The sequence below is a fragment of the Streptomyces sp. NBC_01304 genome (assembly GCF_035975855.1).
Classification (GTDB): Bacteria; Actinomycetota; Actinomycetes; order Streptomycetales; family Streptomycetaceae; genus Streptomyces.
Map to the genome: position 1 here is coordinate 127,939 of NZ_CP109056.1, position 21,109 is coordinate 149,047.

Sequence of the window (21,109 nt, forward strand, 5' to 3'; positions counted from 1 at the left end):
TACGGTCCCGTTCCCGATCAAGGAACGAAGGGACCATTCATGGCCGCGATCACCTGGCTGCGTCTCGCTGACGACCGCCTCATCCGAGCCGACCAAATCGTCGAGGTCGACCTGTGGGGCCCGCCACCAGCCCACGACGCGCGGCAGCCGACTGTCCCCATCATGGGGAAGCCGGCACGGATCATGGCCCTGCGAGATGGAGCCGAGCCGGCCTGGCTCCACGTGGCAACTTGCGCAGCTGTCCGAGGCGGCGAGCTGATCATGAATCTGCTTGGCACGCTGACGGCGGCCGCGTCACGTCAGTCCGGGGTCGCCTTCGTATACGGCCTCCGGCACGCCGGCGAGCTCTCTCGCTGGTCGCACGGATCCACCATCCCCTTCAGCGACCCGCGGGTTCCGGTCTTCCACGAGGTGGAAGACCCTTCACCGGGACGGTGGTTCGCTGTAGGAGCACGGCAAGAGGCCTCCCGGGCATCCGGGACTGGCGGCGTCGGGGCGTGAGCACCCCAGCAGCGTGGTCTAGGAGCGCGCGCGACGGCGGGCCTGACTCCAGATCGTCAGCAGGCGGAGCAGCGAAATGATCAAGACGTGGACGGCGATCGTGGCGATGAGCCCGAGTTCCTTGTACTGCCAGTAGACGAGGTACGCGACTGGGGCACACATGAGCACCAGGGCCAACAGTAATCCCACGAGTAGGCCCACTCCCTGGAGCAGGACTCGGAAGACCGTCAGTACCTCGCGGGTGGTGCTGGACTGGTCTGGCTCATCTGGCACGGGTCGTTGCCTCTCAGTTTCTGCGCAGGCCATCTCCGGGAGCGGCAAGCTACGTGAAGAGGTCTCGCAGCTGACTGATGATCATGAGGAGTAGACCGAGCGCGAAGGGGGCGATCAGGTAGCGGAGACGGGCACGCTGCGGCTCACGCCGGAAGTACACACGTTCCCGCGGTGGCACGTCTGCTTGGTGGGCGGTGCGGTGATGCCAGACTTGATGGTCCTGGGCGGACGGTTCGGTAGTACTGGCGTGCGGTTGGCGGCAGGTGGAGCAGTTATAGCGATACATGATGGGCGGCCCCGGGAGTTGGGATTGTTGCCCTGAGCATGCCCGGAGGCCGACCGGTACGTCACCTAGATCTGTCGATTCTCGACGCTCGTCGCATCGCAACCGCCTTGTAGGCACGGATAGTTGGGCGGGTAGGAGGCTGTAGGTATCGGTAGATGTTGCAGGTCAGCGCCTTGTAGGTGGCCTAGGTAGGTGGTCTTCCCTGGCCCGCGGGGTGGGGGGAGTGGCGCGCCTCGGTCGGCCGAGTGCCGCCCGCGTGCCGACACCCGACGGTGGGGTGTGCGGACGGCCGGGACGGGGGTGAAATGCGGGGGTGAACTGGGGTGCGACGGGGGGTGCCGGAAGCCCCCTCGACGGGCCCTCAACTCGCCCTCTCCGGGGGAGCTAGATGGCCTGCGAAGGGGACCCATTTCGGTGGGCCGGCGGGGTGAGATCGGGGACCTCGGAAGGTGGCACGCGGGGGCGTCGTTTGAGCGCTTGCTCAAGGGCGTCGTACCGCACCCCGATGGTGTTGCGTCCGTTCATGTTGATGCCGGCGCTCACGGGGATGTTGAGTCGCTCGATTTCCTTCCGGAGGCGTGCGACATCCCAGCCGGCGACGCGGGCGTCCTGCTGCTTGGCGCCCTCAAGCAGGTCCACCAGGTGCATGCCTTTCTTCCCCTGCCGGTCGCTGAGCGCTACTGCATGCTCGACGTACAGCGGAATCCATGTGTCGAGGTCGACCTCGGGCTTCTCCCCCAGCATTTTTTGATCTTGTTCAAATGGCTCGCTTCCTGTCCCAGCCAGGGCCTCCTGGAGGGATGCCGGATCCTCGGGCTGCACCGCGTCCGGTTGAGAATCGGGCTGGTCCGGGCCGGGCTTCCCGTGTTGAGGATTGCCGAGTGTCCACGATCGCCAGAGGAACAGGGCGGTAAGTACACCCATCGCCTCGCGTGGCGCGGTCGGGATGGCACTGACTGCTGCTGCGACCCCGATCACCGTGAGAATCAAGGCTTCCGCCTTGTCCTTGATGGAGTCACCGGTGGTGAAGGGCGTCTTCACCACGTTGAACAGGAGTTTCAGGAACTCGCCGACGGTGAGGTACGCCCCGCGTTCCAGCCGCAGCGCGCCCCGCGCCCAGGGACGCTCCTTCAGTATCTGGCGCCAACTCCGTTGCGACGGCTGGTTCTTCGCTGAGGCTGACAAGGTCTCCTTGGGCTCAACGGCCTGCGCGATCTCCTTGTCCCAGAGCATCGCTGACAGGGAGGTCAGTGCTTTGCGCGGTGCGCTGGGCGTAAGGGCTGCCTGCTCCTGAGCCTCAGGTTCCTTGGTGAGAGCAGGCAGATCGTCTCTCTCGGTGGTATCCCTGTCCGGCATTGGCGTGGGGGTCATCGCGCAAGTCCGACGGCCTGCGCAAGCGTGGTGAGTGTTGTCTCCGGCCAGGCCCAGGACCCGCCAGCCGCGGCGAAGAGCGTGGAAGAGGCGAATCCTCCGATGACGGCACGCCGGTCGGAGTGCTTACGCAGCAACATGAAGAGCAGGATGATCCAGGCCAGAGCTCCGGGCCCCCAGGACTCCGCCCACTTTCCGGTCAGCTTGATGATGATGTCGGAAGGCCCGTTCCACCCTGCCGCCTCGTAGAAGGAGCTCGCGGCGAATCCGAAGATCATCAGGTGCTCGGTCTTGACCCACTTGACCCACCGCGTCTCCCCGCCGTTCTTCAAGTAGAAGATGCAGAACGCGGTGATGATCGCGGCCAGGCCCGCCGAGGTGATCGTGCCAAGGTTCAGCCCGCCGCCGAGGTCGGCGGCGATGATGACGGTCTTGCCTTCCATGTGAATTCCTTCTGTGCCTGCCCGGTGCTCGACCGGAGGGGCGTTGACGAGTGCAGCGACGATGAGCGTGGACAGAGGCAGGCGGAGCATCCAGCGGATGGGCGGCCAGACCCCGTGTGCCCTCCAGGCGAGGGCACCGAGAGGGATGACGGGCAGGCCGAAGAGCCAGAGCCAGCCCCAGGCGTCGCCGGGGAAGTCGGCGACAAGGTCAGTGATCAGAGCAACGAACCCGAGGCCCCAACCGATTACTGCGGGCATCCCCCAACGCAGGGCCCAGCGGACCCGGTTGGCATGCCAGCCGTATTGATCGAGGTTGGCCTCGTGCAGGATCGTCTCGACCCGGCCGGGCTGCTCCGGCGATGAGGAACCCCTACCCCAAGATCGCCAGCGGCTGATGCGGGAGGAACCTCCGTCCTCTTCGCCATCGGCGGTGACCTCGGCGTCGGCGTCATCCTCCTCATCTGGGGGGTCGACCTTGCGTACCGGCTCCGGTACAGGCGCTGACGGGTCGGGACGCGGCCCCGGCGTCGGCCTGTTGCCTGTGTTTGTGTCGAGGTCAGAGTCCTGACCGTTGAACAGTGGGTCCCACCAGTCCAGTTCGCGAGCACGACGCGGAGTGGGAACGGGGGCTGGCGCCGGCTCGGCGACCGACTGTGCTGAGTGCTCTGGCGAAGGGGAGGGTGCCGGAGTCGGCTCAGGCTGTGGAGGTGTGGCGCCATTGCGGGCGGTCTCTGCATCCTGGAGGGCGTCGTCGATCGCTTCCAGAACGCTATCGACGCCCGCGCCGGATGCTGCCTGGTCGGTTGTCACCGAGTCCCGGACCTCTCCCACCCGTATCGGGCGATCATGTCGATCATGGTCTTCCTGGCTTTGAGCTCGTCAGGTCCCGGCTGGGTGAGGCTGAGACCAGCGGTCGGGGCCCGCTGCGGTGGGGTGCTCAGATCGACGCTGCGCAGGCCTTCCGGTGGCGCGGACTGCGACCAGGCGAAGGCGCCCTCGGCGGGGCGCGGCTGCGACGGGCGTATGCGCTTCCACAAGCGGGCGCTAATGCGGCGCCAGAACATGAGTGCTCCCCTGTCGGCTTGCTTGGTTGATTGGGCTGGTCGGCCGGATCAGGTGGACGAGCGCGTGGCTCGGGTCCCAGGCCGTCACGCTGTTGGCCCGGCTCCCCTGCCTCGTACGGCCCGCCTTAGCGCCCGCCTACGTCGATCTACGCTTACCTACACCGCTGTGACCTGCGCTTTTGGCAGATTCAGGTCGGGCTAGTGCCCTCGGGAAGAGGGGGTGTCACACGTTGACTGAAAGGGCGGGCGCCGGCTTGGTGGCCTCGTCCGCTGACCCCTCGATGTGGAGTCGCGGGTGACCTTCCTGACCGGCGCCCGCGGCGTAGTGGCAGGCCGCTCAGGCCACCGCTGTTCGGCTTCAAGGGCGCTACTTGCGTTCCGCTTTGAGCTCGTCGCGGATGTAGCGGGCGTACTTGGCTCCCACGCCCATCGCGAGTCGGATCGGTTCTTCTTTGAGCTGAGACGTCGGCCAGTCGGCCAACTTTTCCCGGGCCTGCTCAAGCGCCTCGACCATGCCCGGTGTAACCGGTCGGCCTCTGGAGTCGGTCGGCTGTTCCCGTTCGGTCGGGCCGGTGGGCGGCGCCGGGTCGGGCGACTGGTCAGGGTCGGGTCGGTTGATCGGACCAGAAGCGGTCGGTGGCGGCGGTCCGACCGACTCCTTGCTGACCTGCGGAGTCGGGTCGGGTCGGTCGGTCGAGTCGGTCGGCTCCGAGGCACCCGGTCGGTCGGTCGGGTCGGTGGCGGCGTGGTCGGGTCGGTCGGAGTCCGGGGAGGAGTCGGTCGGCTGGTCGGAGTCGGTCGGGTCGGGAGTCGGTTCGAATCCTGACCCGACCGACTTCTCGGAAGCCGACTCGTCCGACCGACTGCGGTCGGACGAGTCGGTCGGGTTGGCCGTCGCGGCTTCCTCGTCGAGTCGGTCCGTCAGCGATCGGGGAGTCGGTTCCGCTTCGAGGGCCGATCGTTCCGCACGGGGAAGGAGAGTCGGGTAGATGCCGGCTGCGGCGAGCCCTTCGGCGGCGGTCTCCTTGAGCGGGACGCCGTACTTCGCCAGGCGTAGCGGCATCAGCGACTCCACCGGAGCCTTGCGGCGCCAGGCGCGGCCGAAACGGGAACGCAGCCGGGCTTGATAGACGAGGCGTTCCTGTTCGAGCTTGATCACCTGGTCGTAGGAGCGCAGCTCCCACAGCTTCATCCGCCGCCACAGGAGGAAGGTGGGGACGGTGGAGAGCAGCCAGCGGGTGAGGCGTACGCCCTCCATGTGCTTGTCGGCCGTGATGTCGGCGATCCGGCCGACCGCGTGCCGGGCGGCCTCGACCGAGACCACGAACAGGATCGGGATCACCGCGTGCATGCCGACGCCCAGCGGGTCTGGCCAGGCGGCCGCGCCGTTGAAGGCGATGGTCGCCGCCGTGAGGAGCCAGGCGGTCTGGCGCAGGAGCGGGAAGGGGATGCGGATCCAGGCGAGGAGGAGATCCAGTGCCAGTAGGACGCAGATGCCCGCGTCGATGCCGATCGGGAAGTACCGGGCGAAGTCGCCGAAGCCCTTCTTCTCGGCGAGTTCACGCACGGCCGCGTACGAGCCAGCGAAGCCGATGCCGGCGATAAGGAATCCGCCGACGACAGCGATCCCGGCGACGATGCGCTGCGCCTTAGTGAGCGGGGGCGGACCAGACTCTCCGGCCGGCCCCGACGCCGCGGGAGCGGTGGTTGAGGCGGTCGGGTTCACGGTCACCTTGTTCTCCTGGTGCAAGAGTGGAATCTGTTGCGGACGCGAGGTGGTGGCTGCCGAGACCACTCGGCAGCCACACCACGGCGGGTGAACGGCGTATCGCCGTTGGGTGGGCTACTTGCCCTTGGACTGGGTCTGGTTGTCCTGGGGCGACCCGGTCGGGTACCAGCCGCCGCGCTCGGGGTCGCGGATGGTGGCGTGGCGGAGCTGGTCGGCGTCGGACATGCCCTTGCGGAGTTCGTCCTGGGAGATGGACTGGCGAAGCGCCATGATGGGGTTTCCTGTCTCGTTGCTGGGACGGGTGACCGGGGCGGTCGGGATGCTTGGCGGCTGTCGGCCGCCCCGGGGTCTGTGGTGGTCAGTGGTTGCGGTGGTCAGTGGTTGTGGTGGTCGCTTCGGTCGCTGCGCGCGAAGGCGAACTGGGTGCGTGCCTCGGCCTCGCGCTCAGGCGTGTGCCCCGCGTAGTCGGCCGAGGCCTGCGCCTGCAGTTCGGATACCGAGCTGCCGATGTCAGCGTTTGCGGGGGACTTAGGGCCCGCCGATGCTGCGCCGTGTCCCGGCTCGGGGCTCATCAGGGCCGCGACCGGGGCGTGCTGGGTTCTGCGATCCGCTCTGCGGCCGCGGTGATCTTCTGGGCTTCGGGGGACTTGGGGGTGGGTAATGCCGGCGGGATCTGCGGGGGTACAGTCGGACTCATCGCTGAACTCCTAGGTCTCTTCGGGCTGTTGAGTGCTGCGAGATGGCCTCCGCCAAGTGGTGATGCACCTGGTGGGGGCCGCTTGTCTTTCTGCGACGCGCAAGACTGGCTGAGCTCTGTTCTGACCAGCTACTGATCGGTGGTCAGGCCGCGGTCAGCGGCGTTCGCGCTGTCTGATCTCCTCCGCGTGGAGCTCGCCCCAGGTCGCGCCGAGGTTCAGGGCGCGCTCGGTGGCCGCTGCGGCTTCATCGTTAGCGAACAACGACTTCGTTCCGCTGAGGTGGAGGCGGATCGCCTTCTCGATCGCGGCCTGCTTCGCATCCCCCGCAGGGGGCTGCTCCTCATCCACGGCGGGTCAGTTCCCACAGTGCAGCTGGCCGGGTGCCCTGGTTGCCGAGACCGTGACGAAGCCGTCGTCCACTCCCCAGCCCCCGTTGCCGTGGGTGATCTGGTGGACCTTGGCGAGGTTGGGGTTGGACGGGTGACAGCTGATGAACTCCGCCCGGTCCTGCTCCGCCATGAGGCCCTCGATCTCCCCAGTGGCGTTGCGCAGGTACAGGCCTCCGGTCCCGGCCGCCGGGGCAACCTTCGTGCCGACGCTCACGAGGTCGGGGTATTCGGTGATCTTGAGGGTCTCCGGCTTGCCGGTGTACGCGTTTCGGCGCTGCTCGGTGCGGCTGCCCGTGGGCTGCGAAGGGCTCGTCTGCTTTTCACCGCCGCCGGTGGCGTCCGGGTACTCGGTGATCGTCGCGGTCTCCCACTCGCCAGTGGCGTAGTTGTAGCGCTGCTCCGTGTAGGTGTGGGTGGGCTTGTCGTCCTGCCCGATGTTCGCCTGCGCGGTGGCGGGGATGACGGCGAGGGCGCCGAGGGCGACCGCAGTGGCGACGGTGAGGCGTGCCTTGGAATTCACTGGGGCTCCAGGTGGGGTTCATGCCCGCCGGCTGGCGGGGCTCGGTGATGTTCGGGTGCATCCGGGCGCTCGATGGCGCGGTCGGCGTGCCGGTGGATGTCTCACCAGTGGCCGAGGACGTGGGCGCTCGAAGTGCAGGTGAGCGCCCACGAGTTCGGTAACTGGTGCGCGCTTCCAACGCGCTTGACCTCAGTCGACGCGGACTGCTCACACCCAAGGAGGTCAGTCCCAGGCGGTCGTCGCAGCATCAAAGTCGCCGCATCGTTCTCTAAAGCCGGTTGCGCGGTACGTCGTGGGCACAGGCCCCTTCTCGGCCGGCTGGTCTCCACTCGCCTCGCCCGGTGGTGCCGGAGCGCCGATCACTCGGCGGCGGCAGCGGCAACGGCCGTCCTACTGCGGTGGATCACTCTGTTGAGTTGAAGGACGGCCGCGGCCTTGAGCTCGCCGTCGGCTGGCACCGAGCGACAGTGCGCGTGGTCGGTCTTCGTGGCCGGGTTTGGACCGGCGAAGGCCTCTGCGCTACAGGGCAGTTGGGCTGGCCGCCCCTGGCCGTCACGTCGTGTCCGCAGTGGGGCGTACGTGAGGGCGAGGCACAGCCAGCACTGGCTGGTCAGGCCGAGAGCGGTCGTTCGCACCGCGCTCGTGGGGTGGACACACGCAGGCCGGGTTAGCACCGCTGAGTAGTCGGGCACTCGCTCGGCGTTCTGTTGGTACTGTAGGTACAGAAGGCTGGGCGCGCAAGGTTCTGTACCTACAGAAGGGTCATTGCGAGAATGAGCCCATGAGCAGCCACAGCACCGCCCCCCTCTGGCAGGGCGTGTACACAGCCCTCCACCGGCGCATTGCCGACGGAGACCTCACCCCCGGGGCGAAAGTGCCAGGGGAGATCGCCCTAGCGGCCGAGCACGAGGTCAGCCGCAACACGGTGCGCGCGGCGCTGATCCGCCTAGTCCAAGAGGGCCTGATCACCGAGGGCAAAGGCCCTCTGGGCCGCACGGTTCGAGCGGACCGGACCGCCGCCTGGCGCCGGCAGGACCGCGGCCAAGCCGTCTCCACCCTGCTCGACGACATCGACGCGGCCCGGCGCAGCGACTCGGTGCAGGTGGGGATTGAACCGCTGCCTGCCGAGATCGCCGCTCAACTCGGCCTCGCGAACGGAACCATGGGGGCCCGGCGAACCCATACGACCGCCATCGACGACGTTCCCTATCAACGCACCATCGCGTGGTTCCGAGAAGCCGTGCGTGACACCGCATTGATGGAGCCCACCGATACCAGGGACGTGACCGAGATCCTGTCGGAACTTGGGTTCGCCCTGGACGACACCGAAGACTTGGTCGTCATTCGCATGCCGTCGCTCACTGAATCCCGCGAACTTGACCTTCCGGCAGCCACCCCACTTGCCGAGATCACGCGGAACGGCACGCAGCACGGGGCGACCATGTGGGTGTCGATCACCATCGCCCCCGGCAACAGAAACCGGCTCGTCTACCGCGCCGGCACCTGACCAACCACCGAGCCGAAGGGGCTCACCGCCCGACTCGCAAATCCGCGTTCCAGTACCAATTTCCGTTCCTGTCACCACAGTTACCCCTCCGCCGTAGACCACCGGACGTGCTCAGCCTGCCGAAAGGGGAAGCAGTGAAAGAAGGTCATCGTGAGTACCCACGGTGGTTAAACTCCGCGGAGTGCCAGGTCAGTTGGCTGTGCGGGAGCGATGTGAATGCGTGAGTCCGGACAGACATGGATCTCCGAGGCGCTTCTGGCTGAGCCGGAGATGATCCAGGCATGCCGCAGCAGGGATTTCGCGGTCGTCTTCGGCCTGGCGCGGCGATGCGGCCTCTACCCGTCGAGAATCGCCCAGCAGTGCGGGATGACTCCCAGCCGGGTCGGCGAGATCGCCTCCGGCAAGCGCATCGTCTCCGCGATGGACGTTGTCGAACGCATAGCTGACGGGCTTCGGATACCCGGCGCAATGCTCGGACTGGCTGCCCGCCCTTGGGAGACGGCCAGCGCGCCCAACCCCTTCCCCGCAACCCCTACCCTTGTGGCCGAGCCGCCTCACCCGGACGATGCCACCGCCGAATTGCGGCGGGAGCTGGCCACATCCGCCCAGGCCGACCTTGGCGTCGTGCGACTCCTGGCCGCTCAGACAGATCAAATGCGGCAGATGGACCGCCGCTTCGGGGCCGAGCTACTGCTGCCCCAACTCCGCGCCCAGATTGAGCAGATGGAGCACCTCCTCAGATACGGCGCAGCGACCGGCACCCGTCAGCACCTCGCTGCGGCCCTTACAGAAGCCGCCACGCTGGCCGGCTGGCAGGCACTGGACCTCGGCGACTACCGGGGCTCGTGGGATCTACACGAGACCGCCAAGGCTGCAGCCCATGAGTCGCGAATGCCTGCCCTGCTCGCGCACGCGACAGCACAACAGGCCTACGTGCTCCTTGACTTGAACGAGCCGGACCAGGCGATCGAGCAGATCCGATACGCCCGCGTACAGGCTGGTTCTTCTCTCCCGCCACTCATGGACACCTGGCTGCATGCAGCCGAGGCCGAAGCGCACGCCGCTGCGTACGCCGATACGGACTGCCGCCGCGCCTTGGACAGAGCGGAGACAACTCGACCGGCTGACCCTGCAGATCCGAGCCTGCCGTTCCTGTTCCTCGCAGGCCCACACCTTGATCGCTGGCGCGGCAATTGCCTCGCGACGCTCGGCGCTGACGAGGCGGTCACGGACCTCACGGCCGCACTGAACTCCATGTCCGGCTTCACGCGCGCCGAGGCCGGCGTACGGTGCGACCTGGCCGTTGCACTGCAGCGTCGGGGCGAGTGGGATGAGGCCCGCCGCCAGGCCGAGCAGGCCCAGCAGTTGGCGCTGGCTACCCACTCGGCACGCCAGCGCCGGCGGATCAATCAGCTGCTGCGCGTCGCCTGATCACGCTTGCTTCCTGCTGATCAACAGATGTTGGACGGCGACGAGTGTTCCCGAGTTCACGATGCGCCCCGCCTTGATCAGCTGCGGAATCTCGTCGAGCGGAACCCAGGCCGTGTGCTGCGCCTCGTTCTTCTCGGTAGGCTCGCCGACCTTCTCGACACCGCGGACAACATAGACGTGATGCGGGCTCGTCACCGTTCCAATCATCGGCTCGAACGTCACGACATGCTCGAGGACACCGGTTGGGCGGAAACCGGTCTCCTCGACTACCTCCCTCACGGCGGCCTTCGCCGGCTTCTCCCCTGCGTCGACTACGCCGCCCGGCAACTCCCAGTTCCAGACGTCCGGGACGAAACGGTGACGCCACATCATGAACACACGGTCTTGATCATCGAGCATCGCCACCATCGCGGCTGGCGGCAGGTACACCTTGTGGTGCTCATACCGCTGGCCGTCAGGCTGCTGAATGTCGGCCAGCGCCACCGTGACCCAGCGATTCTCGTAGATTCTGCGCTCTCCGAAGACGAGCCACTCAGAACTGCGGTCCTCGTCCGATCCCTGCCCCCCACCGGCGCCATTGGCGTGCTGCTGCGCTGCCGATTCATGTGGCTGCCCGGCCTGTTCCTGCCTCACGTGATTCCTCTCCTTCGGTGAATCTCCCGAGCAGCGTAGGCGGAGGCGTCGCGGTGCCCCCATGGTTCCGCCCCGGTTTACCCACGGTGGGTACACCAACTGGCCAACAGCCAAAACGCACAGGGCAAGCGCCGTCAGCTCACGGCCAGCCGATCGAGGCCAGGGCGCGACGTGCCATTGTCGGGTTGCGTAGCGAATCGCTAGGATTCTGCTATGGCTACCACTCAGTTGAACGCGCGAGTCCCCGAGGAGCTGGCCGCTGCGGTGCGTGCCTCCGCGACCCGCGCCGGCATGAGCATCGGGGACTATGTTGCCTCGGTGCTGGAGGCGGACCAGGCCGGAGCATCGAGTCCTGAGTTGCGTGACGCGCGCGCCCGGATGCATGCCGCGGCGGCGTACAGGAAGTGGAAGGCCAACGGTCAGTCCGAGGATGGCGCCCTGACCATGGACGAGGTCTTCGACGCGTGACGGCCATTCCCGCACGGTTCGCCGCGAACGTCGGTGAGACGATCAGGAGTTTGCCCGTCCCGGAGAAGGAGGAGCTGCACGACGCCGTGCTGCAGGCGTGCAGTGATCCGTGGTCATGGCCGCAGGCGGATACGTACGAGATGGATGAGACCGTGCGGGTCATCACGACAGGTGCCGCGATCGTCCACTACGTGATCCTTCCGGGGCCGGATCCTCACCTGTGGGTCTTCTCGATCACGGTGTGACCTCGTTGGTCCCCGTGCGCCGTCTCTGTTGTGCGGACGGCTCAGGCCACGGCGTCGACCCAGCGCATGAATTTCTCCTTGAGTTCGGCGATTTCCCGGAAGGCGGGGTCTCCGATTACCAGCGGCTGCCCGGTGCGGGCTCGGCGTAGGTCAGCCAGGAGATGATGGGCCTGTCCGGGCCGGGCGAGCGGAATCAGTCCGAACACCCGGTGCGCCAGGGCCAGTTCGAGCTCTCGGGCCGCCTCGAGAAGCTCGTCGAGGTCGTGATCGTCGATGGGGTGGCTGGAGCCGACACGTGCCGTGATGGCGGATATCCGGCGTAGTCCGGTTGTGCATGCCCGCCGTAGGAGGCGATGGCCGCGCCCGAAGACGGCGATCCCGGCGAGGGCTCCCCACACGGACCAGACGATGACCTCTCCGGGGAGTGGGCCCCCGAGCAGCCGGCCGACGGCGAGGGTGATCAGGCCGGCGGCCGCCGGCAGGGCGCCAAGCCATCTCAAACGGGCGCGCAGCCGACCTGCGTCGCCGGATCCTGCGGGGTGGATCCTGGTCACTGGTTCGCTCCCTGGGTGGTGGGGTCGCTTCGGATCATGCTGGTGGCTCCGCCTGTGGCAGGAAGTTCGCCACCGTTTAGCGGGTGACCTCGAAGGCCTCGTCGAGGCGGCGCGTGCGGTCCTCGGCCAGGAGGTCGTGGAGGGACACGGTGGGTTCGAACCGGTAGTCGGCCCAGTCCGGGGTGAGCTGCAGCCGGTCGGCCGTGCGGGCACGCAGCGCGGTGAGGGCAAGGTCCCATCGCTCGCGGGCGGGGAGTTCCTCCCACACGAGTTCGGCGTCCTCAGTGTCAAGGTCCTCGCCGTCAGGCGTACGCGTCGGGGCGTGCCAGTAGCTGGGGAAGTCGCCGCCGTGGGAGGAGGAGGCGACCACGGGGTGGTCATCGCGCTCGAGGAGGAAGCGCTTCAGGTCCTCCCAACCGCTGCCGGTGCGGAAGTAGCCGTCGGCCAGACCCTGCCCGACGATGTCTGCCAGCCACTGACGCTGGGGGCCGTCTACCCAGCAGTTGAGCTCCACCTGGCCGTGAAGGCACGCCGCGAGTCGTATGGCGTCGCTGCCCTGCGCCATGGCGGTGTTGAGGACCAGGGTGGAGGGGCGGATCGTGTGGCCGTGGTGGTCGACGAGCGGGTCGTCGAAGAAGTCGCGGAGGTGGTGGGCGTACGCGTTCAGCCAGCGTCCGGCGCCTATTCGGCGGCCGGGATACGCACTGCGCAGCTCGTGGTCCAGGGGCAGCAGGTCGTAGAGGACGCAGGCTCGTTCACGGTGGCCCTGGTGCTCCAGCAGCTGATCCTGAGCCCATCCCTGCAACGAGCCGAGCAGGTAGGGGCGTTCGTGGCCTCGGAGGGTGGCGGAGCCGTAGGGGTCTTGGAAGCGCATGTAGCTCACTGGGAATCCTTTCGTTGAACGGCCCGCGGCGGGCCGGGGGTTCTGGTGCAGCTGTGACGGTCGAGTTCGTTGGTGCATGGCGGCGGCCCGCCGTCCGCGCCGGAGCGAAACATGTCGCCGGCCGCCGGTCGAGAGCGGGTCGTGGTTACCGTCGAGGGCCCCTGTACCAGCGGGGTCTGACGGCCTCAGGAGCTGGTGCTCAGTCCTTGGTCAGCGCGAGTCGGGTGCCGGCCTCCAGTGAGGCGATGGCCTTCTTCGGGATGGGGATGATGTCTCCGATCAGCTTCAGGGCCCGGCGCAGGGCGTCCTGCCGTTGAGGCGCGTACCCGCGCTCGTCGAGGGCGATGGCCAGCGCCTGCTGGGCCTTTGCGATGTTGCGCCGCTCGCCGGCCGGCAGGTAGCGGGCACCGCGTGAGCGGGCGAAATGGTCGGCGCTCTTCCACGCGAGTTCGAGTGCGGTCACGGCCTGGCGGTAGGTGTCGAGGGCTTCGCGGGCGGTGGAGATGCGGGCGTCGCGGGCTGCGTCGAGGGCGTCGATGAGGCGCTCGGTCTGGGGAACGGTCACGTCGGCGAGCGCGAGCCGGTCAAGGTTGTCGAGCAGGTTCAGCTCGAAGTCGCCGTGGGCGTCGCGGATGGCATCGTGCCTCTGCTCCAATTCGTTCCGGCGCCGGGTGTGGTCGTCGGCCCGTCGCCGCTCTGCGCTGGCACGTTCGCGGTGACGTCCGACGGCCGTGGTGACCACGGCGAGCGCGATCACGGTCATGATCACGCCGCCCGCGACCAGGCCGATCGTCGCCCAGGGAACGGTGATCGGGTCACTGTTGGAGGCCGGGGCGGGCGTCTTGGACGCGGGTGCCTTGGATTCGGGTGCAACGTCGCCGACGAAGGCGTCGGTGAGCTTGTTCATCAGGTCGGGTATCAGGGTCGGGCGGTACACGAGCATCGCAGCGAAGGATCCCCCGATCACCGGGGGAAGCAGCTTCGGCCAGTCCCTTGTGAGCCATGCCCTGAAGATCAGGACGGCGCAGAACAGGAGGATCAGGTTGCTGGCGACGGCGTATGTCCAGGGCATCGGTGCGGGTGCCTCCCGTAGGCAGCGGCCCGCGTGAACGTCGTGAGGATCGACCGGCGGGGTCCTGCTGTTGAGCAGGACCCCGCAAAGATCATTCGGATGGCCTGTGGACAGAGGCCGCGGATCGCGCGGGCAGCCTGTGGATAGTGATGTGCCCTCGGCGCGTCTCGGGTCAGATCTCGTCGCCGGGCTCGATGTCAGGCCACTCGTCCTCGTCGACGTCGATCCACGCGGAGCGGTCGCCGTCCACGATCTGCACCTGCCAGGTCTCCTCGTGCCACTTGCGTCCGGTCTTCTCGCGGCCCACGTACTTGCGGTCGCAGGTTCGCTTGGTGCCGCTCTGCCCGCCGGTCGAGCCGCCGGTGGACGGGGTGTTCTTGCCCTTCCCCGTTCCGTTGGGGTTGTTGGGCTTCGTCCTCGATCCGCTACCGCCCGAGCTCGAGGAGCTCCCCGACGAGCCCGAACTGGAGGAGGTCCCTGAACGGGAGGAGCCGCCGGAGCTGGACGAGCCGCCAGAGGAACCGCCGGAAGATCGGCCGCCGGAGGGACGACTGAACCCGGAGAGAGTGAGCGAGTTGCTGGTGACGTTGCGGCAGTTGACGTCCTTGTAGATATTCCGGTACGTCGGCTTGAAGCCCGCCGCCTCGTGGCGCTTGTCCTTGACCGTTCCGTGCTCCAGCGGGCCGGGCTCGCCGGACTCGCATGCCGCGAGAAGGAAGGTTGCCGTGATGACGGCAGTCAGGGTGGTGATCCGGCGCGCGGTGCTGGCCATGGACTTTGTCTCACTCTCATACAGGGGACGGGAGTTGAAGTGCGGCATCGACTGTCCGCCGGCCCGGCTGTGGACAGCGGACGGCTGGTCCCGCGGCGCCAGGCAGCCCGGATTCGACTCGGCTGCGGGGTGCGCCAAGGAATGGCAGCGGGAGCGCGAGCGGCCCGCGGAAGCATTCGCCGATGACGCGTATAAAGCTACGACGATGGATTGATGTGGTCACGTTTTACGCGTAACCTGGGGGTTCACTCTCGCCCCTTGGAGGTTCTTTGGGCCACCCTCTCGGACGCATGCAATGGCGCGCCCTCGATGCGCTCGCCCGCCTCAACGGCGGCTCCTGGCAGGCTCGTTGCGGCTGGTTCCTCGGCTCCGACGCCCGGACGCGCCGGATCCTGGACTCCCTCGTGGATCGCGGCTACGTGTCGAGGACCAGCGCGAGCGTCCGCTACACCATCACCGAGTCCGGCCTGAATGTCCTGGGCTGGAGGACCTGCTCCGAGTGCGGGCGCCTGAGCCGCAGCAGTGGCCTCGTCCAGGCCGAGCCTTCGAACTCCCCCGGACTGTCGGCCTGTTCCTGGTGCGTCCCGCTGCACGGTGGGCCCGGATCGGGCACCGGGCCGCCCGCGTCGAGCCTCCCGATGCCCGACCGGCGGTACGCGGCAGTGCGCGGGTGACGGCCGAGCCGCGCGCGGCAGAGGAGGCCGAGGTGGCGCCCGACATCGCAGAGGTGCCCGCGGCGGCTGACGTCTCGGCGACGGATCGGCAGGTGTCCTGGTCTGTCTCGGTCTACCGCGGCCAGGACGGCGGGGAGGTCCACGAGTACACCACGCACCGGCTGGCTACTCCGGCACGCGTCCGGGAGGAGTGCGAACTCGCGGCTGAGAGGCCGTGGGTGGTCCGCGTCGCGCTGACCGAGCACGTACGGGAAGTCACCCGGCGATCGGTCGACCGGTGGGAGCTGCCGGGCCACGGAGTGCCGACCCCGTCGCCGGTGCTGGCCTCCGGCGCAGTCGGCGGCGCCCGTCACTACCAGGTGCACGGACTGGAGCGGGAGCCGTGCCGGCTGGAGAGCGGGGACGCCGTCCGCGCCTGCCTGGACTGGCTGCAGCCCCAGCTCGGCGCCGACGCCGTCGCCGAAGTCGTGGAGGTCTCGACCCTGCACTTCGCCCGGCCGGTCACGCTCGCGGGCATCCCGCCCACCGCGAACCCCGCATAGGGCCCCGCGAGTTCCGGACAGCGCCCGCCGCGCCGTCGGGCCTTCGCGGCCGCGGTCCCTGTCCACAGGCCCGGCCCCGCACGCTTCCGGGGTCATCAGCCCTGGCCAGTCGGCCCTGACGATCGGATCCTCCCGTGCTCAAGAAGCTCCTCACCTCCCTCGCCGCTGCGCCCGCTCCGTCCGGGCCGGCCGGTCCGCTGCCGGAACGCACGTCGGTGGACGGTCTGACGAAGATGGCGGCGCGCAGCCTCAGGAAGTCCGGTCTGGAGGGGCAGGTCGCGGAGGTGTACCTGGTCCTGGACCGGTCACGGTCGATGCGTCCGTACTACCAGGACGGCACCGTGCAGTACCTCGCCGAACGTGTCCTCGGCCTCTCCCGCAACCTCGACGCCGACGGCCGTGTCCCGGTGGTGTTCTTCTCCACCGAAGTCGACGGCACCACCGAAGTCAGCGTCGACGCCTACGCCGGCCGGATCGAGGCCGCGCACAGCCAACTCGGCGTGATGGGCAGCACCCGCTACTCGACAGCGATGACCGCGGTGATCGAACGGCATCGGGCGTCCGGCTCCACGGCGCCGGCGTTGGTGGTCTTCCAGACGGACGGCAGCCCGACCGCCGCGGACCGGGCGGAGACGAAGCGCCTGATGCGCGAGTCTGCCGACGAGGGGATCTTCTGGCTGTTCCTCACCTTCGGCAAGCGGGTCGACTTCCTGCGGACCCTCGAGCACGTGGGCCTGGACCTCGACCACATCGGCCGCTTCGGCGCCGACGACCCGCACCACATCGACGACGGCGAGCTCTACGACGGGATCACGGAGCCGTTCGAGCGGTGGCTGCACGCGGCCTGAGTACACGCCCGCCACCGCTCGCCCACGCCACATCGGCCGGGCCGGCCATCTGCGCCGTCCTCATCTCGTCCGTATCGCTCCAGTCTGGGAAGCACCTTCATGCACCTCTTCGGCCCCGCCCGTATCCGTCCCGGTCACCCTGACCAGCCCTGGGCGCTGTGGATCGCCCCCGGCGGCGACGTCATCGAACAGTCCACCCGTGACGCGGCGTTGGCCGCGGCCGGCGCGCGCAATGCTGTCTTCGCCGAGCACGCCCTGGCCGGCGGCGGCCCCGTGCAGCATGCGGTCGTCCTCCACCACGGCTACGCCTGGCGCAGCGAGGAGAACCGGACGTACGCCCAGGTGCCGGCGTTCGGTCTGAAGGTCCATGCAGCGCTGGCCGAGCTGATCCGCACCCAGATCCGGGAGGGCCACCTGCGCCCCGGGGAGCGCCTGCCGATGCGCAGGGAGCTCATGGACCTGTACCGGGTGGGCGGGGAGACCGCGCGGCGGGCCTTGAATCTTCTGGTCGAGGAGGGGCTGCTGCGCCGTGAGGGCCCGGTGGTCTTCGTCGCGGCCGCGCCTGATCTTGCCCCGTTGCCGCTGCCCGGTCTGGATCTCGCTCCCGTTCGCGTGGAGCCGGCGCCCGCGCCGTCGCGTGCCACGCATCGGGCCAGGCCACGGCACGAGCAGCTCACCGAGATCCTGGAGGGCCTGATCGCCAGCGGGGCGTTCCCGCCGGGCTCGCGGATGCCGTCGGCGCGTGAAGTCGCCGCGCAGCACGATTTCTCGGTGACGGCCGCCCAGGGCGCGTTGCGGAACCTGAAGGTCAAGGGCCTGACGGTGACGGGGTACGGGGATCGCAGCTACGTGAGTCAGACCGTGCAGCAGAAGCGTTCTTGACGGTTTGGGCCGGCTGTTTGGAAACGCCGTGCGCACACCCCGTTACGTGACGCGCATAACTTGCCGTACCCTCTGGAGTGGAGTCAACTATTTACCACACTAAGGAGGGCAGCGTGTCTGCTGAACAGTACAGCGCCCAGGAGGCGCGGGAGCTCCTCGGGTACCCGACGGCGCGGGAGTTCAAGAAGGCGATCGACGAAGGCTTCGTCGCGGATGCCGACTACGAAGGCGAGGACAAGACGCCGTACTGGTCCAGGAACTGCCTGGACCGGTCAGAGCCGCTCAGTCTGACCGGCATCGCGAAGCTGGCCGGCGTCGACCGGACCACCCCGCAGAAGTGGCACCGCGCCCCGACCGGCAAGTCGGCACGCGGCAGCCTCAAGCGCACCGCCTACCCGTTGAAGTCGGTCGCCGAGAAGATGGGCGTCGCCGTTCCGGGGTTCGAGGATGCGCACTACCCCCGCCGCGTGGTCGTCGCCTTCCTCAAAGCCATCGGCTACATGGACAAGCGCGGCCGGCTGGTCGCGGAGATCCAGCAGAAGGGGCCGGGCCGGTGGTCCCCGGTTGAGCCCACGATCGACCCGCGCCGCATGCTGGTCGACGCGAACGGGATCCATGAGGTGACAGGTGAGCATTTCGCCGTCGATCCGCTGACCCGGGGCCGCCTGCGCCACTACGCGTCGCACGCCACCAACGTCCTCGGCTACATCTCGAAGCCGGTCTTCGACAGCTCCCTGGCCAAGGGCCGCGTGCCCGAAGCGGACGGGTACGACGAGCTCGAGCGTCCGTACTGGTGGCTGGAGACCCTTCAGCGGCACCTGGCCGATGTCGCGGAGCGCAAGCAGATGCGTAAGGCCGGCCCGGAGCCGGACGGCTACACCGAGGACGGCAAGCCCTTCCGCCTGCTTCCCGGGGACAGCTACTACGCGCGGAAAGTCGACGAGGCGAACCCCGAGAAAACTTGAATCGCCCTGCCCAATATGGCCTCTGACCTGGCCTTTTAGTCGAGATTCGTGGTATATTTTACGCGTCAAAGGGTGTTGGTTCTGGCTCCTGGAACCCCCTTGCAGCTCCCCCTTTCCATCACGCCGGGACCGCACCCTGCCATCCATCGAGCAGTCCGGGAGGACTCTTGGCGGACACCACGACGCCCACCACGGATCACCCCCTGCACCACCCCCGCTTCCCCTTCGGCCCGGCCGTCAAGGAGCAGTCCCGCGGGCGCATCGCCCTCGCCGGACCGAGCGGAGCGGGCAAGACCTTCACCGCGCTCGCCCTCGCGAACGGCCTCGGCCACTCCACTGCCGTGATCGAGACGGTGCACGGTCACGCCTCGGCGTACGCGGACCTCTTTGGCTTCGATCTGTGCCCGCCGCTGGCGTACTGCTCCCCCGAGACGCTGATCACCGCGCTCGCCGCGTGCGCCGCGCAGGGCTACGACAGCGTCATCATCGACTCGTTCTCGCTGTTCTGGTCCGGGCCCGGCGGCGTGCTGGAGCAGGTCGGCCTGGCCGCCAAGCGCGGCTCCGGCGGCCCCAGGAACTCCGGCTGGGACGAGGTCCGCCCCAGGGAGCGCCGGATGCTGGAGGCGCTGTTCGCCTACCCGGGCCACGTCCTGGTGACGCTGCGCACGGCAACGGAGTACCTCGTGGAGCCCGACGAGCAGGGCCGCCAGCACGCGCGCCGGGTCGGCGGCAAGCCGGTGGGACGCGACGGGATCGAGTACGAGTTCACCTTCGTCGCCTCCCTCGACACCGACCACACCCTCGTGGTCGACAAGGCGCTCTCCCCGGACCTGTCCGGCGCCGCCGTCGCCCGCCCCGACACCGAGTTCGGCGCGCGGATCGGAGCGTGGCTCTCCGGCGGGCAGCCGCCCGTGGCCCTGGAGCCGGTCAGCTCCCTCATCGAGCGGGCCCGCCGCCGCGAGGCGACGTTCGACGAGCTCGGCGCGCTGATGCGCACCGTGCGCGCCCGCTTCCTGGAGGAGGTTCAGATCGCCGACAACGACGGTGTGAGCCCCATCGACCTGGGCGTCTACATCGCCCGGCGCGGCACCGAACTGCAGGCCGCGCAGGCCCAGATGGCCGACCACTCCGCCTGACCATGCGACGGCCGCTGCTGACCGCGGGTCGCTGAATACCCCTGCCCACACACCCACTTCACCCCCTTCAAGGAGGACTCACTCATGCGCACCGCACTCCAAGCGACCCGCCCGGGCCGCGCAACATCCCCGACCCCAGGGAGTGCTGATGACTCACCCGTCCGACGACGCGCGCACCGCCGTCCACGAGATCCTGACCGCGTACCGCCTGATGACCGCCCGCCACCAGATCGCCCTCAACGCTCTGTGTGACGTGGACGGCGTCGAGGACGCCAACGAGGAGGAGTACCAGGAGCTTGAGCGCGAGCAGGGCCACGAGACCGCGGAGCAGGTCGCCGCTTTCATGGCGCGGCTGACCGAGCTCTTCGGGCTTCCCGAGGACCGGCCGGTCGCCGTGCTCGGCGCCAACGGCGCCCAGTACGACGTGAACCCGGGCCGCATCAACGACACCGCCCGCACGGCGTTCACCCGGGGCCAGTGCCACGCCCTGGCCCGCGCCCTGTCCGATCAGACCGGCTGGCCGACGGCGGCCGTCATCGAGCCCGACTGCTCGTACGACTACGACGCCTGCGGCGCGGGCATCCAGCTCGCGGACGGCGTGTGCATCTGCCAGCTCGTGCACGTCATGGCGGTACGTCCTGACGGCATGCTGGTCGACATCGACGGCCTCACCGCCCCTGAGGAGGTCCGCGACAGCGGCGAGCACACGCCGGTGCCGATGACCGAGGCCATGTGGCGCATGATCGAGGACTCTCCGGCCTGGCGCCCGGCGGACATGCTCGTCGCGAGGACGTTCGTGCAGCCCCTCCTGGCCACCCTGACCGCCCCCGCTGTGCAGATGGAGATCGCCGCATGATCGCCTCCCGCCAGCTCACCGCCGCACGGGACCACGCGGTCAGCCAGCTGATCCGCCTCACCGACACCGCCGCCCACCACTCCGGCGTCCCCAACCCGGTCGCGGCCGCCCGGCTCCTGGTGCGCACGATCGCCGACCAGAACCTCTCCGGCGGTGACGTGCACGACGCCCTCACCGATGGCCTCACGTATCTCGGGTTCACGGTGCCGGGCGGGTGGTGCAACGAGTGCAACCAGGCCCTGACGGTCGACCAGGCCGATGCGGACGGCCTGTGCTCCACCTGCGACCCGGACACCTGCACCGACTGACCGCCCGTCCCTGCACCACCGAAGCGGGCACACCCCTCCCCACCGATGACGCGTATAAC

At 68.5% G+C, this 21,109-nt stretch carries 25 protein-coding genes; 12 read left to right on the forward strand and 13 right to left on the reverse strand.

What is annotated here, in order from left to right:
* Positions 1 to 519 precede the first annotated feature (519 nt).
* From OG430_RS48210 to OG430_RS48245, 8 genes are all read right to left on the reverse strand, one after another.
* Positions 520 to 690, reverse strand: coding sequence for a hypothetical protein (locus OG430_RS48210; protein ID WP_327359659.1), 171 nt, complete (start codon positions 688 to 690; stop codon positions 520 to 522).
* A gap of 754 nt (positions 691 to 1,444) precedes the next feature.
* A complete protein-coding gene (locus tag OG430_RS48215) occupies positions 1,445 to 2,431 on the reverse strand; it encodes a hypothetical protein (RefSeq protein ID WP_327359660.1) in 987 nt (328 codons plus the stop codon).
* On the reverse strand, positions 2,428 to 3,132 hold the full coding sequence (locus OG430_RS48220) for a hypothetical protein (protein WP_327359661.1): 705 nt from the start codon (positions 3,130 to 3,132) through the stop codon (positions 2,428 to 2,430). Before OG430_RS48220 ends, OG430_RS48215 begins: the two co-directional genes overlap by 4 nt.
* A 1,173-nt stretch (positions 3,133 to 4,305) precedes the next feature.
* The gene (locus OG430_RS48225; protein ID WP_327359781.1) at positions 4,306 to 5,577 is read right to left on the reverse strand and encodes a DUF2637 domain-containing protein; all 1,272 of its coding nucleotides are present in this window, start codon (positions 5,575 to 5,577) and stop codon (positions 4,306 to 4,308) included.
* Positions 5,578 to 5,781: 204 nt separating this feature from the next.
* Positions 5,782 to 5,937, reverse strand: a complete 156-nt coding sequence (locus OG430_RS48230) for a hypothetical protein (protein ID WP_327359662.1) — start codon at positions 5,935 to 5,937, stop codon at positions 5,782 to 5,784.
* A 104-nt stretch (positions 5,938 to 6,041) separates the two neighbouring features.
* A complete protein-coding gene (locus OG430_RS48235; RefSeq protein WP_327359663.1) occupies positions 6,042 to 6,239 on the reverse strand; it encodes a hypothetical protein in 198 nt (65 codons plus the stop codon).
* Between the two features lie 279 nt (positions 6,240 to 6,518).
* Entirely contained in the window at positions 6,519 to 6,713 is a 195-nt protein-coding gene (locus OG430_RS48240) for a hypothetical protein (protein WP_327359664.1), read from the reverse strand.
* A 6-nt stretch (positions 6,714 to 6,719) separates the two neighbouring features.
* Entirely contained in the window at positions 6,720 to 7,274 is a 555-nt protein-coding gene (locus OG430_RS48245) for a hypothetical protein (RefSeq protein WP_327359665.1), read from the reverse strand.
* A 781-nt stretch (positions 7,275 to 8,055) separates the two neighbouring features.
* Between OG430_RS48245 and OG430_RS48250 the strand changes: the two genes are divergently transcribed.
* Complete coding sequence (locus OG430_RS48250; RefSeq protein WP_327359666.1) at positions 8,056 to 8,781, forward strand: GntR family transcriptional regulator; 726 nt, start codon at positions 8,056 to 8,058, stop codon at positions 8,779 to 8,781.
* Positions 8,782 to 8,997: 216 nt separating this feature from the next.
* Complete coding sequence (locus OG430_RS48255; protein ID WP_327359667.1) at positions 8,998 to 10,212, forward strand: XRE family transcriptional regulator; 1,215 nt, start codon at positions 8,998 to 9,000, stop codon at positions 10,210 to 10,212.
* On the opposite strand, the gene OG430_RS48260 is transcribed toward OG430_RS48255, so the two are convergent.
* Positions 10,213 to 10,845: an NUDIX hydrolase gene (locus OG430_RS48260; RefSeq protein WP_327359668.1), complete on the reverse strand. Its 633-nt coding sequence runs from the start codon at positions 10,843 to 10,845 to the stop codon at positions 10,213 to 10,215.
* A 213-nt stretch (positions 10,846 to 11,058) separates the two neighbouring features.
* Here OG430_RS48260 and OG430_RS48265 point away from each other — a divergent pair, with 213 nt between their 5' ends.
* Both OG430_RS48265 and OG430_RS48270 read left to right on the forward strand, forming a co-directional pair.
* Complete coding sequence (locus OG430_RS48265; RefSeq protein WP_327359669.1) at positions 11,059 to 11,313, forward strand: hypothetical protein; 255 nt, start codon at positions 11,059 to 11,061, stop codon at positions 11,311 to 11,313.
* Positions 11,310 to 11,558: a hypothetical protein gene (locus OG430_RS48270; protein ID WP_327359670.1), complete on the forward strand. Its 249-nt coding sequence runs from the start codon at positions 11,310 to 11,312 to the stop codon at positions 11,556 to 11,558. The genes OG430_RS48265 and OG430_RS48270 overlap by 4 nt, the downstream gene beginning before the upstream one ends.
* Before the next feature lie 41 nt (positions 11,559 to 11,599).
* Here the strand turns inward: OG430_RS48270 and OG430_RS48275 are convergent, their stop codons facing one another.
* The 4 genes from OG430_RS48275 to OG430_RS48290 form a co-directional block, all read right to left on the reverse strand.
* Entirely contained in the window at positions 11,600 to 12,112 is a 513-nt protein-coding gene (locus OG430_RS48275; RefSeq protein ID WP_327359671.1) for a hypothetical protein, read from the reverse strand.
* A gap of 76 nt (positions 12,113 to 12,188) precedes the next feature.
* Complete coding sequence (locus OG430_RS48280) at positions 12,189 to 12,995, reverse strand: hypothetical protein (protein WP_327359672.1); 807 nt, start codon at positions 12,993 to 12,995, stop codon at positions 12,189 to 12,191.
* A 199-nt stretch (positions 12,996 to 13,194) separates the two neighbouring features.
* Entirely contained in the window at positions 13,195 to 14,067 is an 873-nt protein-coding gene (locus OG430_RS48285; RefSeq protein WP_327359673.1) for a hypothetical protein, read from the reverse strand.
* 172 nt (positions 14,068 to 14,239) lie between these two features.
* Positions 14,240 to 14,839 carry a hypothetical protein gene (locus OG430_RS48290; protein WP_327359674.1) on the reverse strand — a complete coding sequence of 200 codons (600 nt, stop codon included), beginning with the start codon at positions 14,837 to 14,839 and terminating at the stop codon, positions 14,240 to 14,242.
* A gap of 290 nt (positions 14,840 to 15,129) precedes the next feature.
* Here OG430_RS48290 and OG430_RS48295 point away from each other — a divergent pair, with 290 nt between their 5' ends.
* The 8 genes from OG430_RS48295 to OG430_RS48330 all read left to right on the forward strand — a co-directional run bounded on the left by OG430_RS48295 (position 15,130) and on the right by OG430_RS48330 (position 21,050).
* Positions 15,130 to 15,513: a hypothetical protein gene (locus tag OG430_RS48295; RefSeq protein ID WP_327359675.1), complete on the forward strand. Its 384-nt coding sequence runs from the start codon at positions 15,130 to 15,132 to the stop codon at positions 15,511 to 15,513.
* 32 nt (positions 15,514 to 15,545) lie between these two features.
* Positions 15,546 to 16,055, forward strand: a complete 510-nt coding sequence (locus tag OG430_RS48300) for a hypothetical protein (RefSeq protein ID WP_327359676.1) — start codon at positions 15,546 to 15,548, stop codon at positions 16,053 to 16,055.
* A gap of 134 nt (positions 16,056 to 16,189) precedes the next feature.
* Positions 16,190 to 16,903 carry a VWA domain-containing protein gene (locus OG430_RS48305; protein WP_327359677.1) on the forward strand — a complete coding sequence of 238 codons (714 nt, stop codon included), beginning with the start codon at positions 16,190 to 16,192 and terminating at the stop codon, positions 16,901 to 16,903.
* A 99-nt stretch (positions 16,904 to 17,002) separates the two neighbouring features.
* On the forward strand, positions 17,003 to 17,785 hold the full coding sequence (locus OG430_RS48310; protein ID WP_327359678.1) for a GntR family transcriptional regulator: 783 nt from the start codon (positions 17,003 to 17,005) through the stop codon (positions 17,783 to 17,785).
* A 113-nt stretch (positions 17,786 to 17,898) separates the two neighbouring features.
* Positions 17,899 to 18,750 carry a hypothetical protein gene (locus tag OG430_RS48315; protein ID WP_327359679.1) on the forward strand — a complete coding sequence of 284 codons (852 nt, stop codon included), beginning with the start codon at positions 17,899 to 17,901 and terminating at the stop codon, positions 18,748 to 18,750.
* Positions 18,751 to 18,917: 167 nt separating this feature from the next.
* Entirely contained in the window at positions 18,918 to 19,886 is a 969-nt protein-coding gene (locus tag OG430_RS48320; protein ID WP_327359680.1) for an AAA family ATPase, read from the forward strand.
* A gap of 148 nt (positions 19,887 to 20,034) precedes the next feature.
* On the forward strand, positions 20,035 to 20,742 hold the full coding sequence (locus tag OG430_RS48325; RefSeq protein WP_327359681.1) for a hypothetical protein: 708 nt from the start codon (positions 20,035 to 20,037) through the stop codon (positions 20,740 to 20,742).
* On the forward strand, positions 20,739 to 21,050 hold the full coding sequence (locus OG430_RS48330; protein WP_327359682.1) for a hypothetical protein: 312 nt from the start codon (positions 20,739 to 20,741) through the stop codon (positions 21,048 to 21,050). The genes OG430_RS48325 and OG430_RS48330 overlap by 4 nt, the downstream gene beginning before the upstream one ends.
* Positions 21,051 to 21,109 lie beyond the last annotated feature (59 nt).

Bases quoted from the DNA above. Each gene is read 5' to 3' on its own strand.
- OG430_RS48250 (WP_327359666.1), top strand. From the start codon at position 8,056: ATGAGCAGCCACAGCACCGCCCCCCTCTGGCAGGGCGTGTACACAGCC.
- OG430_RS48255 (WP_327359667.1), top strand. From the start codon at position 8,998: ATGCGTGAGTCCGGACAGACATGGATCTCCGAGGCGCTTCTGGCTGAG.
- OG430_RS48295 (WP_327359675.1), top strand. From the start codon at position 15,130: ATGCAATGGCGCGCCCTCGATGCGCTCGCCCGCCTCAACGGCGGCTCC.
- OG430_RS48220 (WP_327359661.1), bottom strand. From the start codon at position 3,132: ATGCCCGCAGTAATCGGTTGGGGCCTCGGGTTCGTTGCTCTGATCACT.
- OG430_RS48265 (WP_327359669.1), top strand. From the start codon at position 11,059: ATGGCTACCACTCAGTTGAACGCGCGAGTCCCCGAGGAGCTGGCCGCT.
- OG430_RS48290 (WP_327359674.1), bottom strand. From the start codon at position 14,839: ATGGCCAGCACCGCGCGCCGGATCACCACCCTGACTGCCGTCATCACG.
- OG430_RS48285 (WP_327359673.1), bottom strand. From the start codon at position 14,067: ATGCCCTGGACATACGCCGTCGCCAGCAACCTGATCCTCCTGTTCTGC.
- OG430_RS48235 (WP_327359663.1), bottom strand. From the start codon at position 6,239: ATGAGCCCCGAGCCGGGACACGGCGCAGCATCGGCGGGCCCTAAGTCC.
- OG430_RS48310 (WP_327359678.1), top strand. From the start codon at position 17,003: ATGCACCTCTTCGGCCCCGCCCGTATCCGTCCCGGTCACCCTGACCAG.
- OG430_RS48230 (WP_327359662.1), bottom strand. From the start codon at position 5,937: ATGGCGCTTCGCCAGTCCATCTCCCAGGACGAACTCCGCAAGGGCATG.
- OG430_RS48215 (WP_327359660.1), bottom strand. From the start codon at position 2,431: ATGACCCCCACGCCAATGCCGGACAGGGATACCACCGAGAGAGACGAT.
- OG430_RS48325 (WP_327359681.1), top strand. From the start codon at position 20,035: ATGACTCACCCGTCCGACGACGCGCGCACCGCCGTCCACGAGATCCTG.
- OG430_RS48330 (WP_327359682.1), top strand. From the start codon at position 20,739: ATGATCGCCTCCCGCCAGCTCACCGCCGCACGGGACCACGCGGTCAGC.